14 protein-coding genes, 1 tRNA gene and 1 pseudogene are annotated in these 16,074 nt (G+C 55.8%); 5 read left to right on the top strand and 11 right to left on the bottom strand.

From position 1 onward, the window contains the following. The first annotated feature begins 35 nt into the window (after positions 1-35). Complete coding sequence (mqo, locus tag RT197_RS12055) at positions 36-1,652, top strand: malate dehydrogenase (quinone) (RefSeq protein WP_312950874.1); 1,617 nt, start codon at positions 36-38, stop codon at positions 1,650-1,652. 23 nt (positions 1,653-1,675) lie between these two features. Here the strand turns inward: mqo and RT197_RS12050 are convergent, their stop codons facing one another. From RT197_RS12050 to RT197_RS12035, 5 genes and pseudogenes are all read right to left on the bottom strand, one after another. Further along, positions 1,676-1,915, bottom strand: coding sequence for a DinI family protein (locus RT197_RS12050; protein WP_312950872.1), 240 nt, complete (start codon positions 1,913-1,915; stop codon positions 1,676-1,678). Between the two features lie 142 nt (positions 1,916-2,057). Beyond that, positions 2,058-2,147, bottom strand: a pseudogene (locus tag RT197_RS22000) (hypothetical protein); the annotation flags it as partial. After that, a tRNA-Pro gene (locus RT197_RS12045) sits at positions 2,103-2,179 on the bottom strand. The gene RT197_RS12045 and the pseudogene RT197_RS22000, both read right to left, overlap by 45 nt. A 77-nt stretch (positions 2,180-2,256) precedes the next feature. Next, on the bottom strand, positions 2,257-4,017 hold the full coding sequence (gene yejM / locus RT197_RS12040) for an LPS biosynthesis-modulating metalloenzyme YejM (protein WP_312950869.1): 1,761 nt from the start codon (positions 4,015-4,017) through the stop codon (positions 2,257-2,259). Between the two features lie 19 nt (positions 4,018-4,036). Beyond that, positions 4,037-4,264 (bottom strand): YejL family protein, encoded by a 228-nt coding sequence (locus RT197_RS12035; RefSeq protein ID WP_312950866.1) that lies wholly within the window; start codon positions 4,262-4,264, stop codon positions 4,037-4,039. Between the two features lie 131 nt (positions 4,265-4,395). Between RT197_RS12035 and yejK the strand changes: the two genes are divergently transcribed. Further along, complete coding sequence (yejK, locus tag RT197_RS12030; protein ID WP_312950863.1) at positions 4,396-5,403, top strand: nucleoid-associated protein YejK; 1,008 nt, start codon at positions 4,396-4,398, stop codon at positions 5,401-5,403. Positions 5,404-5,455: 52 nt separating this feature from the next. Here yejK and rplY read toward each other — a convergent pair whose 3' ends face one another. Continuing rightward, positions 5,456-5,740 carry a 50S ribosomal protein L25 gene (rplY, locus tag RT197_RS12025; RefSeq protein ID WP_312950860.1) on the bottom strand — a complete coding sequence of 95 codons (285 nt, stop codon included), beginning with the start codon at positions 5,738-5,740 and terminating at the stop codon, positions 5,456-5,458. A gap of 124 nt (positions 5,741-5,864) precedes the next feature. Next, positions 5,865-7,625: a DEAD/DEAH box helicase gene (locus RT197_RS12020; RefSeq protein ID WP_312950857.1), complete on the bottom strand. Its 1,761-nt coding sequence runs from the start codon at positions 7,623-7,625 to the stop codon at positions 5,865-5,867. Between the two features lie 137 nt (positions 7,626-7,762). Between RT197_RS12020 and rsuA the strand changes: the two genes are divergently transcribed. The 3 genes from rsuA (at position 7,763) to RT197_RS12005 (ending at position 10,357) form a co-directional block, all read left to right on the top strand. Beyond that, a complete protein-coding gene (rsuA, locus tag RT197_RS12015) occupies positions 7,763-8,464 on the top strand; it encodes a 16S rRNA pseudouridine(516) synthase RsuA (RefSeq protein WP_312950855.1) in 702 nt (233 codons plus the stop codon). 21 nt (positions 8,465-8,485) lie between these two features. Beyond that, on the top strand, positions 8,486-9,682 hold the full coding sequence (locus tag RT197_RS12010; protein ID WP_312950852.1) for a Bcr/CflA family multidrug efflux MFS transporter: 1,197 nt from the start codon (positions 8,486-8,488) through the stop codon (positions 9,680-9,682). Between the two features lie 330 nt (positions 9,683-10,012). Then, positions 10,013-10,357, top strand: coding sequence for a YejG family protein (locus RT197_RS12005; RefSeq protein ID WP_312950849.1), 345 nt, complete (start codon positions 10,013-10,015; stop codon positions 10,355-10,357). A gap of 3 nt (positions 10,358-10,360) precedes the next feature. Here the strand turns inward: RT197_RS12005 and yejF are convergent, their stop codons facing one another. Genes yejF through RT197_RS11985 form a run of 4 tightly spaced genes read right to left on the bottom strand, consistent with a single transcriptional unit; the run spans position 10,361 to position 15,883 of the window. Continuing rightward, a complete protein-coding gene (gene yejF / locus RT197_RS12000) occupies positions 10,361-11,950 on the bottom strand; it encodes a microcin C ABC transporter ATP-binding protein YejF (RefSeq protein ID WP_312950846.1) in 1,590 nt (529 codons plus the stop codon). A 1-nt stretch (position 11,951) separates the two neighbouring features. Beyond that, the gene (locus RT197_RS11995) at positions 11,952-12,977 is read right to left on the bottom strand and encodes a microcin C ABC transporter permease (protein WP_312950845.1); all 1,026 of its coding nucleotides are present in this window, start codon (positions 12,975-12,977) and stop codon (positions 11,952-11,954) included. Beyond that, entirely contained in the window at positions 12,977-14,068 is a 1,092-nt protein-coding gene (locus RT197_RS11990) for a microcin C ABC transporter permease YejB (protein WP_312950842.1), read from the bottom strand. Before RT197_RS11990 ends, RT197_RS11995 begins: the two co-directional genes overlap by 1 nt. Before the next feature lie 9 nt (positions 14,069-14,077). After that, positions 14,078-15,883 (bottom strand): extracellular solute-binding protein, encoded by a 1,806-nt coding sequence (locus RT197_RS11985; RefSeq protein ID WP_312950837.1) that lies wholly within the window; start codon positions 15,881-15,883, stop codon positions 14,078-14,080. Positions 15,884-16,074 lie beyond the last annotated feature (191 nt).

The raw sequence follows: 16,074 nt of genomic DNA, 5'->3' as shown, positions 1-16,074 counted from the left end.
CACTGAGTCGCGCTTTCTGTAAGGCATTTAAGATAATGAAAACTCAAAAAGCCATCCAGGGGTCCGCTTCCGTCCCTTCCAACCTCTCTTATCCCCGCGAACAGACGACGGACGTTCTGTTGATCGGGGGCGGTATTATGAGCGCCACACTCGGCACCTGGCTACAGGAGCTGGCCCCGGAGTGGTCCATCACCCTCGTTGAGCGAATGGGGAACGTCGCTCAGGAAAGCTCCAACGGCTGGAATAACGCGGGCACCGGACACGCGGCGTTAATGGAACTGAACTATACGCCGCAGCAGGCGGACGGCTCGGTCAGCATCGAAAAAGCGATTGAAATTAACCAGGCCTTTCAGCTTTCGCGCCAGTTCTGGGCGCATCAGGTTTCTCGCGGCGTGCTGCGCGAGCCGCGCCGTTTCATTAACGCGGTGCCGCATATGAGCTTTGTGTGGGGTGAGAAGCACGTTAACTTTCTGCGCGCCCGCTATGCGGCGTTGCAGCAAAGTCCGCTGTTTCAGGATATTCGCTACTCGGAAGATCACCAGCAGATTAAAGAGTGGGCACCGCTGGTGATGGAAGGGCGCGATCCGCAGCAAAAAATCGCCGCGACCCGGACGGAGAATGGCACTGACGTCAACTACGGTGAGATCACCCGCCAGTTTATCGCCGCCCTGCAAACGCGGGACAACTTCTCGCTACAGCTTAACACTGAGGTGCGCGGTTTTAAGCGCAACGCCGACGGCAGCTGGACGGTGCGCGTTTCACTGGCGGATAACCCTCGCGCCACCCGGCTTATCCGGGCAAAATTTATTTTCATCGGCGCGGGCGGGGCGGCGCTTCGTCTGTTGCAAAAAACACGTATTCCGCAGGCAAATGATTATGCCGGATTCCCGGTTGGCGGCCAGTTTCTGGTTGCGGAAAACCCGGACATTGCCAGCCACCACTTAGCGAAAGTGTACGGCCAGGCCGCAACCGGCGCGCCGCCGATGTCGGTCCCGCACATTGATACCCGGATCATCGACGGCAAACGGGTGATCCTCTTCGGTCCTTTTGCCACCTTCTCTACCCGATTCCTGAAAAACGGATCTCTCTGGGATCTGCTCCGCGCGACCAACGCAGCTAATCTGCTGCCGATGGTCAATGTCGGGCTGGATAACGTTGCGCTGGTCAAATATCTGGTCGGTCAGGTATTGCAAAAGGATGAGGATCGCTTTGCGGCGTTGCAGGCTTATTATCCGCAGGCACAAAAAGCCCACTGGCGACTGTGGCAGGCCGGGCAGCGGGTGCAGATTATCAAGCGCGACGCTGAGAAGGGCGGGGTATTACGTCTTGGGACTGAGGTCGTCTGTGACGATGCGGGGACGGTTGCCGCGCTGCTGGGCGCGTCGCCCGGCGCCTCAACCGCCGCCTCAATTATGCTGCAACTGATGGAAAAGGTGTTCCCGCAGCAGATGTCCTCCCCGCAATGGCAGGCCCGTTTGCAACAGATCCTGCCCGGCTACGGGCGCCCGGAAGCGGCGCAGGAGATGATGGCGTGGACCAGTGAGGTGCTCGGTCTGCATTACGCTCCGCCTCGCCAGCCGGATGCGATACCGCAGCCGCAACGCCAGCCGCAGCCGGTAAACGTCGAGCCAGTAGCGGATATCGCGCTGTAAGAACAACGGTGCGGAGTGAGGATTTACTCCGCAACCAGCCACATATCGGCTTCATCGAACATCTCTTCCAGCATACGGTTGAGCTTTTCGCGATCGTTTTTGCTGGCGTCGCTGTTCAGCCCGTTGGCCTGCATCGGTTTGACCCGGACCTCCGCATCAGGAAAAATGCGATGTACGCGGCGGGTCAGCTCCTCAAGGATAATTTCCCGCGCGCCAGGTAAGCCCGCAACGTTACGCTTGTCGTAAACCAGTTCTACAAACATTTTACCGCCTCGAATATACTGTTTTTATGTACAGCAATTTACCAGCCACGGCGGGAAAGTACAGCGCTTTCCAGCGCTTTTTTGTGCGCTGTGAAGGGTACGCCGGGAGTTGCAACATTATTTCACCATCGGCAAGATGGAGACGAAAAAAAACCAACCATAAATGGTTGGTTTTCTTGGGGAATTTTGGTCGGCACGAGAGGATTTGAACCTCCGACCCCCGACACCCCATGACGGTGCGCTACCAGGCTGCGCTACGTGCCGACTGATGGGGGCTAATAGTACCTCTTTCATCGGCGATTGCAAGCCGGTGATTTACTGACTGATTCATAATTAATCAATCAGTTAGCGACAAAGCGTTTTTCGTCGGTCAGAACCTGAAGCAGCAAACTCATCTGTGGTTTTTGATCGCGTATTTTCTCGCCGTCCGCGCGCCAGGTTTTGTAATCGCCGTTATGACCGAGCACCACCGTTTCCTGCGGCGTGGTAATAGCAAGCGTGTTGCCGCTGGCGGCAGTCACCCAGTTAAAGCGGCGGGCAACGCTGAACAGATCCTGTCCCTGCGAATACTCATTGGCAGGCGTGCTGACTCGCAGCAGGCGCTGCATCAGCGTTGCCATCACGTCTTTATGGTCGGTCAGCGTATCAATGCGCTGGGCTGGCGTGCCCGGCCAGTGGATGACCAGCGGAACCTGAAGGTGAGCGCGGGACCAGTCAAACTCTTCGCGCTGGTGATCCAGCGGCATACCGTGACCCGCCGTGATGATCACCACCGTGTTGTCCAGCTTGCCGGAGGCTTTCAGTGCATCCAGCACGCGGGTAATTTGGGTGTCTACATCCGTCGCCGCCCGCGTATAGCGGCGGGTAAAGTTCTGCTGATGACTGTCGTCGATATTGGTCCCGTTAAGGGCAATCCACGAGAACCAGCGGTTGTCTTCCCCGGCGTAACGTTCAAGCCAGTTGATCCACTGATTTGCCGTTTGCGCATCGGACTGCGCTTTCGCTGGCGGCAGCGAGAAATCGGAAAGCAACGCCTGACGGTAGAGTGGACTACTAAAGCCGTCAGAAGAGAACAGCCCGAGCTGATATCCCTGCTGATTCAGCGCCGTAACCAGCGCGGCGGGAATGCGGGATGACAGCACGCCGTCCATATAGCCTGGCGAAATACCGTAAAACAGACCGAAAATGCCGTTGTCGGTGCTGTTGCCCGAACTCATATGCTGGGTAAAGTTAACGTTTTGCTGGGCAAAGCTGGCCAGCCCCGGCATTTGTTGCTCGTAGCGTGAATAGTTCAGGCCATCAACGGTGATCAGCAGCACATTTTGACCGGTGCCCATATCGCGATAGTGCAAATCGCTTAGCGGATACTGGACGGAGACTGCTTCCGGGTCGCCCTGTTCAATTAATCGACGCTGATAATCCTGTGCATCAAGCAGGCCGTGTTTTTCGAGGAACCGACGGGCGGTCATCGGATACGAGAGCGGCAGGTTGGCGCGTTGCATGGTGATTGGGCGATAAAAGTTAGCATCTGCCCAGATATACAGGCTGTGAGAGGCAATAAATGCGACAAAAAATAGCCCGACGACCGGCCTCGCGTAACGGCGGCGGCGGGTGAGGCTGCGCAGCTTTTGCCAGCTCCAGGTGGCGACCAGCATCTCAATCAGCAAAATCACCGGCACGCTGATAAACATTAGCTGCCAGTCGCGCGCGGTTTCGTTCTGGTCGGGATTGAACACCAGTTCCCAGACGATGCGGTTGAGATGCAGGTGGAAGCGGGTAAACACTTCGCTGTCGATCAGCAACAGCGTGATCCCGACGGTCGCGAGGATGGCGGACAAAAAGCGCATCAGCCGCTGCGACATCACCACAAAGGTGAGCGGGAAGAGGATCAGCAGATAGGTGGCGAAAACCAGGAAACTGAAATGCCCGACAATACTCAGGTACGAATAAACGCGCCCGACAAGCGTTGTCGGCCAGTCGGCGACAAAAAGATAGCGGCTGCCGATCGCCGTGGCCAACAAAATGTTGAACAGGGCAAACCAGTGCCCCCAGCTAACCATCTGGGAGACTTTTTCACGGTAGCGCTGACGATGAGTCACCATATGCAGTCGTTCGTTTTCCTTAGTGCGCCTGTTGGTCGCTGACCGAGGATTGCAGCGCCTGAGCGAACGAGCGGGCAATAGCCTGGCGCTGTGCCGGTGCGACGCTGGTATTAATCAGATTCGTCACCATGTTCCCCAACACCATCAGCGAAAGATCGGTGGGAGTCTTATGTTTTTCTAATACATTGACCAGTTCGCTGAGCAGTTGTTCAACGTGTTCATCACTATAGCGGGAGTGTTGTGGCATAAATCGATATCAGTCTGTTTATGAAAGGGCAACATATTACCGTAGCAGCAGCTTTTTTTCCCCTTTTTTTCATCTTACACTGTGCCCCCGGCGGTGGGTAAATACCGTTCGGTCTAACAGGAGAGTTTAAGATGAGTCTGGATATCAACCAGATTGCCCTGCATCAGTTAATCAAGCGTGATGAACAAAACCTTGAACTGGTGCTGCGCGATTCATTGCTGGAGCCAAATGCCACCGTGGTGGAGATGATGGCCGAGCTGCACCGGGTATATAGCGCCAAAAATAAAGCTTACGGTTTGTTTAGCGACGAGAGCGAACTGGCACAGGCGCTGCGCCAGCAACGTCAGGGCGAGGAAGAATTCCTTGCGTTCAGCCGTGCGGCAACCGGGCGACTGCGCGATGAGCTGGCGAAATATCCGTTTGCTGACGGCGGCATCGTGTTGTTCTGCCACTATCGCTATCTGGCGGTGGAGTATCTGCTGGTGGCGGTGCTGAACAATTTAAGCAGTATGCGCGTGAACGAAAATCTGGATATCAGTTCTATTCATTATCTGGATATTAATCATGCCGATATCGTCGCCCGTATCGATCTCACCGAGTGGGAAACTAACCCTGAATCCACGCGCTATCTGACCTTTCTGAAAGGGCGGGTAGGGCGCAAGGTCGCCGATTTCTTTATGGATTTCCTCGGTGCCAGCGAAGGGCTGAACGCCAAAGCGCAAAACCGGGGGCTGTTGCAGGCGGTAGATGACTTCACCGCCGAAGCGCAACTGGACAAATCCGAGCGGCAGAACGTCCGCCAGCAGGTTTATGACTACTGCAGCGAACAGCTTCAGGCCGGTGAGGAAATTGCGCTGGAGTCGCTGTCGAAAGAGATTTCCGGGGTGAGCGAGGTCAGCTTCAGCGAATTCACCGCAGAGAAAGGCTACGAGCTGGAAGAAACTTTCCCGGCCGACCGCAGCACGCTGCGCCAGTTGACGAAATACGCCGGTAGCGGCGGCGGGCTGACCATTAATTTTGATGCGCTGCTGCTGGGTGAGCGTATTTTCTGGGACCCGGCGACCGATACGCTGACCATCAAAGGCACGCCGCCGAATCTGCGCGATCAATTACAGCGCCGCACATCCGGCGGAAAATAAGCCATAAAAAAACCCCGCCGTGGCGGGGTTCTTCTTTTCAACACGTTTGCGATTACGCGCGAACGAAGTCGATGTGAGACAGTTTCGGTTTGTACGGATGACGCTGTACAGCCTGAACTTTCACTTTTACTTCTTTGCCATCGATGACCAGAGTCTGCACTTCGCTGTAGAAACCTTCTTTAGCTTGCAGGTTCATCACTTTATCGTGATCCAGCTCGATAGCGATCGGAGCTTCAGTTCCACCGTAGATGATAGCCGGGAACTTGTTAGCTGCGCGCAGGCGGCGGCTCGCACCCTTACCCTGCTCTTTACGTACTTCTGCGTTGATAGTAGACATTTATTTCTCTCTTAAATAATTCCTGCTACAGGCGACCCAGTAACAGGTAAGTGTTCTGCTTTGCGTGTGCAAAAGCGGGCGGTATTCTATACCCGTCCGCTGTTAACGGCAATGAAAAGCGCGACTAGCCGCGTAATTCATTCGCGCGACGAAAACGTCCCTCGTAATCAAACAGCTTTTCGCGCACCTGCCAGTACGGGCCTTTCTTGCGCGCTACGACAAAATCCGGGTGGCGCAGTAGCGGCTGTTGCGCGACGATATCGGCGGCGGTGATCCAGCGCAGCGGCACGCCCGGCGTGCGCGTATGCGGGCGGATAAACAAGTGTTCGAAGGCGGTGCGCTGGGCGGGTGTCTGAAGACGAAAACGCTCGCTGACGTCCGCGCCGTCCTCATCGTAATAGACGATCTTCAGCCATTCGCCTTTTTCGTCTGCGCCGTTCTGTACGCTCATGCCGCTACAGCGCAGCACCAGCGCGTCTTTTAACTTCAGCGCCGCTTTCAGCATATCGTCAGGATCGACCAGCACCGTGTCGCATTCCCGGCAGCGGCGAGCGGCAATGTCGTTCTCCGCGTTACACTGCGGGCAGTTTTTAAAGCGAAAACGGTAATCGCACTGTTCGCGATGGCCTTCGTCATCTTCAAACCAGCCCTGACAGCGGCGGCCGAAATGCTCAATCAGCGTGCCGTCGGCGGTGGTTTTTCCCCAGAACGTATTGGCAAAACCGCAGCCCGGACAGAATACCTGCACCGGAACGTTGTCGCTTTTGCCTTTCGGCGCGCCGACTTCCGGGGCGTAAAGATCGTGCGGGTTGCCCGCATAGTCAAGGATCAGACAGTCGGTTTTGCCCGGTGCCAGCCGCAGCCCGCGCCCGACAATCTGCTGATACAGGCTGACGGACTCGGTCGGGCGCAGGATAGCGATTAAATCCACGTGCGGCGCATCGAAGCCGGTGGTCAGCACCGACACGTTCACCAGGTAGCGAAACTGCTGCGCTTTAAAAGCAGCGATCAGCTCATCGCGCTGTGCGCCCGGCGTTTCACCGGTGATCAGCGCGGCATCGCTGGCGGGCAGCAGGCCGACGATTTCCCGCGCGTGCTCGACCGTGGCGGCAAAAATCATCACGCCCTTACGCGCGGCGGCAAATTCAACGATCTGGCTGATAATATGCGGCGTAACGCGCCGTTGTTTTTTCAGTTCCTGATTTAACTCCGCCTCGCTGAACAGGCCGTTACTTTGCGCCTGCAGGCGACTAAAGTCATACTGAACGACGGGCATATCCAGTCGCTCCGGTGGCGTCAGGTAGCCGTGCTTGATCATATAGCGCAGCGGCAGTTCGTAAATACAGTCGCGGAAAAGCGCTTTTTCATCGCCGCGCACCATGCCGTGATAGTGAAAGCGGTAAATCCAGCCTTTACCGAGGCGAAAAGGCGTGGCGGTCAGTCCCAGCAGCCGTAGCCGGGGGTTGGCGCTGGAAAGATGCGCGAGGATTTGCTGATACTGGCTGTCGCTGTCATCGCTGATGCGATGGCACTCATCGACGATCAGCAGCGAAAATTCGCCCCGGAAGGCATCAAGGTTGCGCGCCACCGATTGCACGCTGCCAAAGACCACTTTGCCGTGGCTCTCTTTGCGTTTCAGCCCGGCGGCAAAAATATCCGCCTCCAGCCCCAGCGCCAGATATTTGGCATGGTTTTGCTCAACCAGCTCTTTAACGTGAGCCAGCACCAGTACACGTCCGCGCGCCACTCTTGCCAGTTCAGCAATCACGAGGCTTTTTCCGGCACCCGTAGGCAGCACAATGACGGCGGGTTCGCGGTGTTGACGAAAATGGGTGAGGGTGGCGTCCACCGCTTCCCGCTGATAGGGGCGAAGAGTAAAGGTCATATTCATCTTAAATAGTCTGCCGGGTGCTTTTTCCCTTGAGCGGCGGCCAGCGCTCGCTATACTGAGAGGTGCAGAACCGCTTCATTTTTCGGACGTCTTTGTCCGACTCCAGGCATAATTACAGGCAAAAATCATTCATGCGACTTGATAAATTTATCGCTCAGCAGCTTGGCGTCAGCCGTGCTATTGCCGGGCGTGAAATTCGCGCTCACCGCGTTACGGTTGATGGCGAGATAGTAAGGGACAGCGCGTTTAAACTTCAACCGGAACATGACGTCGCCTATGACGGCAATTCTCTGATCCAGCAGCACGGACCGCGTTATTTCATGCTGAATAAACCGCAGGGCTACGTGTGCTCGACCGACGATCCCGACCATCCGACCGTGCTGTACTTCCTCGACGAGCCGGTCGCGTACAAACTCCATGCCGCAGGCCGTCTGGATATCGACACCACCGGGCTGGTTTTAATGACCGACGATGGTCAATGGTCGCATCGTATCACCTCTCCGCGCCATCACTGCGAAAAAACCTATCTGGTCACGCTGGAGTCCCCGGTGGCCGACGATACGGCTGAACAGTTTGCTCGCGGCGTCCAGTTGCATAACGAAAAAGATCTGACCAAACCCGCCACGCTTGAGGTTATCACCCCAACAGAGGTGCGCCTGACAATTAGCGAAGGGCGTTACCATCAGGTTAAACGTATGTTTGCTGCGGTGGGAAATCATGTGGTGGGGCTGCACCGTGAACGCATTGGCGCGATTGCGCTGGATGATGACCTCGCGCCGGGCGAGTACCGGGCGCTGACGGATGAAGAAGTTGCCAGTATCGGCATGTCATGATGTTAAGAACGGGAGATTAGGGTGACAACAAAGCAGCGCTCTTCGCTGGGCATCGTATTTATTCTTGGCCTGTTGGCCATGCTGATGCCGCTTTCGATTGATATGTATCTGCCTGCTTTACCGGTGATCTCCGCACAATTCGGCGTGCCTGCTGGTAGTGCGCAAATGACCCTGAGCACTTATATTCTCGGCTTTGCGCTTGGACAACTGCTTTATGGACCGATGGCGGACAGCCTGGGCCGTAAGCCAGTGATCCTCGGTGGCACGCTGGTTTTTGCCGCAGCGGCGGCGGCCTGCGCGCTCTCGCAGACCATCGAGTATCTGATCCTGCTGCGCTTCTTTCACGGCCTGGCGGCAGCGGCGGCAAGCGTGGTGATTAACGCCCTGATGCGCGATATTTATCCGAAAGAAGAATTTTCGCGGATGATGTCGTTTGTGATGCTGGTGACCACCATCGCCCCGCTGGTCGCGCCGATGGTCGGTGGCGCGGTGCTGATCTGGTTTAGCTGGCACGCTATTTTCTGGATCCTCGCCGTGGCTGCGCTGCTGGCGTCGCTGATGATTTTCTTTTTCATCGACGAGACGCTGCCCGTCGAGCGGCGGCAGAAATTCCACATTCGCACTACCGGCGGCAACTTTGCTGCGCTGTTCCGCCACAAGCGGGTGCTGAGCTATATGCTGGCAAGCGGCTTCAGCTTTGCCGGGATGTTCTCTTTTTTAAGCGCCGGGCCGTTTGTTTATATCGAGCTGAACCACGTTTTACCGCAGCATTTCGGTTATTACTTCGCGCTGAATATCGTGTTCCTGTTTGTGCTCACCATCATTAACAGCCGTTTTGTGCGGCGGGTCGGGGCGCTGAATATGTTCCGTGCCGGGCTGTGGGTCCAGTTTGCGATGGCGGTGTGGCTGGTGGTCTGCGCGCTGCTGGATGTCGGCTTCTGGTCGCTGGTGGTGGGCGTTGCCGCATTTGTCGGCTGCGTGTCGCTGGTATCGTCTAACGCGATGGCGGTGATCCTTGACGAGTTCCCGCACATGGCGGGCACGGCTTCGTCGCTGGCTGGCACTTTCCGTTTCGGGATCGGGGCGATTGTTGGCGCGCTGCTGTCAATGGCGACGTTTACCACCGCCTGGCCGATGCTGCTGTCGATTGCCTTCTGTGCGACCAGCTCTGTTCTCTTCTGCCTGTACGCCAGTCGCACCCGAAAACGCGCCCGTTGATGTCCCTTCCGGGGCGAATTCCGCCCCGTTTTCCCTTCTGATTTCTCGCTGCTCTTGCTGTTTTACACGATATATGTTTATTTTATGTAAAATCTATTTGTGTAAAAAGTCACGCTCATGTTGTTAAAAAGGTTGTTTTAGATCACAAAAACGCGTACATATAGCGCCAAAAGGCTCCTGTAACGCGGATAAACCGCTTTACGGATGAGCCTGTGAAGCCTTACTGGTTGTAGATGAAAGCGTTTTCTTCAGGATGCACGACGAATTGTCAACCATGTGTTAATATTGATGTGAATCAATTGTTAATTTTACTGCTCCGGGGATTAAAAAGTGACCAATCAACAACTCTCCATCGTCCACCGTTTACCGCAGAGCTATCGCTGGCTGTCCGGTTTTGCAGGTTCCAGAGTTGAACCGATTCCGCAGAACGGTCCGGCCTCTGAGAATTGCCTGGTTGCGTTAAAATTGCTCAGCCCGGACGGCGACAGCGCCTGGCCGGTTATGCATACCCTAAGTCAGGCGCTGAGCGACATTTCAGTCGATTGTTCGGTGCTGGAATGCGAAGGGGAACCCTGCCTGTTTGTGAACAGACAGGATGAGTTTACGGCAACCTGCCGTCTGAAAAACTGCGGTGTGGCGATTGCCGAGCCGTTCTCCGGCAACAATCCTTTCTGACCGTCAGCTTAGCGTTAAAAGCTGACGGGTATATTCCTGCTGCGGTGCGCTGAAGACGCGCGCGCATTCACCCTGCTCAATGACCTCTCCCTGACGCAGTACCATGACCTGATGGCACAGCGAACGCACAACGTGTAAATCGTGGCTGATAAAGATATAGGCCAGCCGGTGTTTTTGCTGTAACGACTTCAGCAGCGCGAGGATTTGCGCCTGCACGGTGCGATCCAGCGATGATGTGGGTTCATCCAGAATAATCAGTTCCGGTTTTAAAATCAGCGCGCGGGCGATGGCGATGCGCTGCCGCTGACCGCCAGAAAACGCCGCCGGGTAGCGCTGGCGCATTTCGCCGTCCAGTCCTACTTCCTGCATAACCTCGATCACCTGCCGCTCGCGCTCCAGGGCGCTTAAATCCGGCTGATGCACGCGCAGACCTTCCTCGATAATTTGCAGCACGTTCAGGCGCGGATTCAGCGATGAATTCGGGTCCTGAAACACCACCTGAATGCGGTGTCTTACCGGCAACAGCTGTTTACGGCTTAAGCCGTTGAGCGTGATGCCGTCAAAGACAATGGTGCCTTTTGAGGCGATCAGCCGCAGCAGCGCCAGCCCGGTCGTGCTTTTGCCGGAACCCGATTCGCCGACCAGCCCCAGCGCTTCGCCGGGACGCAGGGTAAAGCTGACGTTTTTCACCACCCGATTATGATCGACCACGCGTCGCAACAGCCCTTTGCGCAGCGGAAATTCCACGCACAAATCAGAAACCTGAAGCAGGGGAGTCTTCTCTGCGGGCAGCGGGACCGGATCGCCGGACGGTTCGCTGTTCAGCAGGCGCTGGGTGTAAGGGTGCGCAGGCGCGGAAAACAGCGTGGCGGCGCGGTTTTGCTCGACGCATACACCGTTTTGCATCACCGCCACGTTGTCGGCCAGTTTACGCACGATGCTGAGGTTATGGGTGATAAACAGCAGCCCCATATTCAGCTCCTGGCGCAGCTCGCGCAGCAGTTGCAGGATTTGCGCCTGCACCGAGACATCCAGCGCGGTCGTTGGCTCGTCGGCAATTAATAATTCAGGGCGCGTCAGCAGCGCCATCGCAATCATCACCCGCTGGCGCTCGCCGCCGGAAAGCTGATGCGGATAGTCCGCCAGTCGGCGCGCCGCATTGCGGATGCCGACCCGATCCAGACAGGTAAGCATCTCTGCGCGCGCAGCTTCCCTGCGCATACCGCGATGCAGGGACAGTACTTCATAGAGCTGTTTTTCCAGGGTATGCAGCGGATTCAGCGATACCATTGGCTCCTGAAAAATCATTGCAATGCGATTACCGCGAATGCCGCGCAGGGTCTGCTCGTCAGCGTGCAACAGCGACTGACCGTGGAAGCGAATGTCGCCCGTCGGCCAGCTCACCGGCGGAGAGGGGAGCAGGCGCAGCACCGAGAGAGCAGAGATCGTTTTACCGGAACCGGATTCGCCAACCAGCGCAAGGGTTTCACCTGCCTCCACCTGAAGCGACAAATCGCGCACCACCGTGCGGGTTTCTCCCTGCTGGGTAAAGGCGATGGAAAGCTGGTCGATGGCTAATAAAGGGTGCGTCATCTTATACCGCCTTGCTGGGATCGAAGGCATCGCGCACGGCTTCGCCAATAAAGATAAGCAGCGAGAGTAGTACCGCTACCGACAGAAAAGCGGCTATTCCCAGCCACGGAGCCTGCAAATTATTTTTGCCCTGTAACAGCAGTTCGCCCAGTGAAGGCGAGCCGAGCGGCAGACCGAAGCCGAGAAAATCCAGCGAGGTCAGCGTGGTCACGGAGCTGCATAAAATAAACGGCAGAAAGGTGAGCGTGGCGACCATCGCATTAGGCAGCATATGGCGGAAAATAATCCCCCGGTCACTGACGCCCATCGCCTGCGCCGCGCGGATGTAATCGTAATTACGGGTGCGCAGAAATTCCGCGCGCACTACGCCGACCAACGCCATCCAGCCAAACAGCACGGTAATCCCCAGCAGCCACCAGAAATTGGGCTGGATCACGCTGGAGAGCAGGATGATCAGAAAGAGCGTCGGCATCCCGGACCATACCTCAATAATACGCTGGCCCCAGAGGTCAATTTTACCGCCGTAATAGCCCTGAATCGCTCCCGCCACCACGCCCAGCACGCTGGTACAAAAGGTCAGCATCAGGCCGAAGAGCAACGAAATGCGGGTGCCATACAGTATTCGCGCCAGCACATCGCCGCCGTTGGCGTCGGTGCCGAACCAGTTTTGCGCGGACGGCGGGGCAGGGAAGGGCTTGTCGCTGGCAAAGTTAATGCTGTTTGCCCCGAAGCGAATCGGCGTCCACAGAATCCAGCCATGCTCTGAAAGTTGCTTTTGCAGCCACGGATCTTTGTAGTCCGCCAGCGTTGTAAACGGCCCGCCAAATTCCTGCTCGCTGTAATCTTTCAGCACCGGCACATACAGACTTCCCTGATAACTGACCAGCAGCGGTTTGTCGTTGGCAATAACTTCGGAAAGCAGGCAGCAAATGAAGATGACCATAAACAGCCACAGCGACCAGTAGCCGCGACGATTTTGTCGAAAACGTGCCCAGCGGGCCTGATTAATAGAGCTTAAACGACGCATCAGCGGCCCTCAAAATCAATACGTGGGTCTACAAATGTATAGGTGATATCGCTGACGATATTCAGCAGCAGCCCGACCAGGGTAAAAATATACAGCGTGCCGAACATCACCGGATAATCACGGGAAACCGTGGATTCATACCCCAGCAGCCCCAGCCCATTGAGTGAAAACATCACTTCGATCAGCAGCGATCCGGTAAAAAACATACTGATAAAGGTTGCCGGAAAACCTGCGATGACCAGCAGCATGGCGTTACGAAAAACGTGACCAGAGAGGATTTTTTTCTCGCTGACGCCTTTTGCCCGCGCCGTCACCACGTACTGCTTGCGGATTTCATCAAGAAACGAGTTTTTAGTCAGCATAGTCAGCGCGGCAAATCCGCCGACCACCGTCGCCAGCACCGGCAGGGTGATATGCCACAGATAGTCGGTAATTTTTTGATACCACGGCAGGGTGTCGAAATTAGCTGACACCAGCCCGCGCAGCGGAAAGAGATCGTAATAACTGCCGCCTGCTAACAGGACGATCAGTAAAATCGCAAACAGAAACGCCGGGATCGCGTAGCCAATAATAATAAAGGCGCTGCTCCAGGTATCGAAACGGCTGCCGTTATGCACCGCTTTGCGAATGCCCAGCGGGATCGAAACCAGGTAGATAATCAGCGTGCTCCACAGACCCAGAGTGATCGAAACCGGCAGGCTTTCTTTAATAAGCTGAAGCACCGAGGCGTTGCGGAACAGGCTGTCACCAAAATCGAAGCGCAAATAGTCGCCGAGCATTTTAAAATAACGCTCGTGCAGCGGCTTATCGAAGCCGTAACGATGAGTGATTTCAGCGATGACTTCCGGGTCGAGGCCACGCCCGCCCCGGTACTGGCTGTTGCTGATATTGCCGACGCCTGGCCGCGCGTGAGAAACACCCGCGCCGCCGCCCGCGCCGGGGAGGACGCCAGCGTTGCCAAATTCAACGGCAGCAATGGCCTGATCGACCGGGCCGCCGGGCGCGATTTGCACAATAAAAAAGTTAATGGTGATAATCGCCCACAGGGTTGGGATCACCAGTAATAAGCGACGTAGTAAATAACCGCCCATGCCTGCTCCTTAACGTCTGGCTGCGGGCAATTTTGCCGCTTTGTTAACATCGTACCACCAGTTTTCTAAGCCGATGGAATATACGGGCGGGGTCGCCGGATATGAAAATTTATCCCAGTAGGCCAGTCTGTCCTGGGCCATAAACCACATTGGCAGCATGTAGTAATTCCAGGTTAACACCCGATCCAGCGCGCGGCCAAGCGGCAGCAGTTTCTCTTTATTTCCCTGCTCGCGGACGATTTGCGCAATCAGCGCATCCACCACCGGGCTTTTAACGCCCGGCCCGTTATAGCTGGAATCAATATATTCGGAAGACCAGTTAATTTGTAAATCGCCGCTGGGCCAGGGCATGGCACGCACCAGGCGCGGCATCATGTCATAATCGCGGCTGCGCATTCGGCTGGTCACCTGCGAGTTATCAACCTGACGAATATCCATCGTCACGCCGATGCGCGTCAGGTTATGCTTAAAGGCCAGCACCCACTGATCGTTGCCGCCGGAGGGCAGCAGAAGCTCAAAGCGTAGCGGTTTACCGGTCTGGCTGTTAACCCGCTGCTGGCCCTTCATGACCCATCCGGCGTCAGTTAATATCTGGCTGGCCCTGAGCAGATTATCGCGATTGTAGCCGTCTCCGGCGGATTGCGGCGGCTGATAAACGGACGTGAAGACTTCAGGCGGCAGATCTTTTTTCAGCGGCCCGAGCAGCGTTAACTCAGCGGCGTCCGGGTAATTGCGCGCCGCGTATTCGGTATTAAGGAAATAGCTGTTAGCGCGGGTATAGGCTTTATAGAAAAGCGCTTTATTCATCCATTCAAAATCAAAGGCGAGGCTGATGGCTTCACGCACCCGGCGATCGTTGAATACCGGGCGCTGAATGTTAAACGCCAGCCAGTTGGCGTTCTGCGCGGCGTCGCTTTTGACCTCTTCCTTAACGATATAATGATTATCGAAATTTTTGCCGAGATAGCGTGTTGCCCAGTTTTTGGCGCTGCTTTCGGTACGGAAATCGAACGCGCCAGCTTTGAAGGCTTCAAAGGCAACGTTGTCATCAAGGTAATAGTCATAACGCAGCGTATCAAAGTTCCAGCGGCCCCGGTTTACCGGCAGGTCGGCGGCCCAGTAATCTTTCACCCGCGAATAGGTGATGTACTGCCCCATCCGCCAGGCGGAGATTTTATACGGTCCGCTTGCCAGCGGCGGGGCGGAAAGTGGCTCATTGAGCTTGTGATTACGCCAGAACTTTTCTGGCATAACCGGCAGTGATAAAAGGCTGAGCATATCTTCTTTACCCGGTTTGGCGAGTTCGATACGCACGGCCTGCGGTGCGATGGCCTTAACGGTCACGCCTTTATACACCAGGCGAAATTGCGGCACGCCTTCAGTCATAAATTTGTTAAAGGTAAAGACCACATCCTTAGCGGTCATCGGCGAACCGTCGTGAAAACGGGCCTTCGGGTTCAGCGTCAGTTCCATCCACGAGTAATCATCGGCGTAGCGCGCCATTTCCGCTACCAGCGGATAATAACTGCCGGGCTCATCATCCGACGTGGTGAACAGGCTGTCGTAGAGGGAATCCGTTCGCACGCCCGGATTACCGCGCATCGCATAGCGGTTGAAATTGTCGAAGGTGCCAATCGTCGCCTGGGTCATCATGCCGCCTTTCGGCGCGGCAGGATTGACGTAATCAAAATGGGTAAAATTGACGGCGTATTTCGGCTCGCCGATCACCGCGAACGCATAGCTTTCTTTAATGGTTTGCGCCTGGGCGGACAGGCTGAATATGGCGATGATTAAGAGAAATAGGCGTACTAGCATACCTGTGAAGCCATCCTTTACGTGAGCTGAACTCAATCCCTGAATAGTAATTGACGTCAAAGAAAACGAGAAATTTTTCGCGGGCTCGTCATGAACCCTGTTACGTAAACGTCGATAAGCGCCGACGTTCTGGCGCGTCATAATAGCGCATTCTGGCGGGGGTTAAGAGCAAAAAAAAACACTGCAAGGCA

The sequence above is a fragment of the Superficieibacter sp. genome, assembly GCF_032071645.1.
Taxonomy (GTDB): domain Bacteria; phylum Pseudomonadota; class Gammaproteobacteria; order Enterobacterales; family Enterobacteriaceae; genus Superficieibacter.
This window is presented reverse-complemented; position numbering and strand designations above follow the sequence as displayed.

Excerpts from the sequence above, each read along its gene's own strand:
- mqo (WP_312950874.1), top strand. The coding sequence starts at position 36 with ATGAAAACTCAAAAAGCCATCCAGGGGTCCGCTTCCGTCCCTTCCAAC.
- RT197_RS12050 (WP_312950872.1), bottom strand. The coding sequence starts at position 1,915 with ATGTTTGTAGAACTGGTTTACGACAAGCGTAACGTTGCGGGCTTACCT.
- yejM (WP_312950869.1), bottom strand. The coding sequence starts at position 4,017 with ATGGTGACTCATCGTCAGCGCTACCGTGAAAAAGTCTCCCAGATGGTT.
- RT197_RS12035 (WP_312950866.1), bottom strand. The coding sequence starts at position 4,264 with ATGCCACAACACTCCCGCTATAGTGATGAACACGTTGAACAACTGCTC.
- yejK (WP_312950863.1), top strand. The coding sequence starts at position 4,396 with ATGAGTCTGGATATCAACCAGATTGCCCTGCATCAGTTAATCAAGCGT.
- rplY (WP_312950860.1), bottom strand. The coding sequence starts at position 5,740 with ATGTCTACTATCAACGCAGAAGTACGTAAAGAGCAGGGTAAGGGTGCG.
- RT197_RS12020 (WP_312950857.1), bottom strand. The coding sequence starts at position 7,625 with ATGACCTTTACTCTTCGCCCCTATCAGCGGGAAGCGGTGGACGCCACC.
- rsuA (WP_312950855.1), top strand. The coding sequence starts at position 7,763 with ATGCGACTTGATAAATTTATCGCTCAGCAGCTTGGCGTCAGCCGTGCT.
- yejF (WP_312950846.1), bottom strand. The coding sequence starts at position 11,950 with ATGACGCACCCTTTATTAGCCATCGACCAGCTTTCCATCGCCTTTACC.
- RT197_RS11995 (WP_312950845.1), bottom strand. The coding sequence starts at position 12,977 with ATGCGTCGTTTAAGCTCTATTAATCAGGCCCGCTGGGCACGTTTTCGA.
- RT197_RS11990 (WP_312950842.1), bottom strand. The coding sequence starts at position 14,068 with ATGGGCGGTTATTTACTACGTCGCTTATTACTGGTGATCCCAACCCTG.
- RT197_RS11985 (WP_312950837.1), bottom strand. The coding sequence starts at position 15,883 with ATGCTAGTACGCCTATTTCTCTTAATCATCGCCATATTCAGCCTGTCC.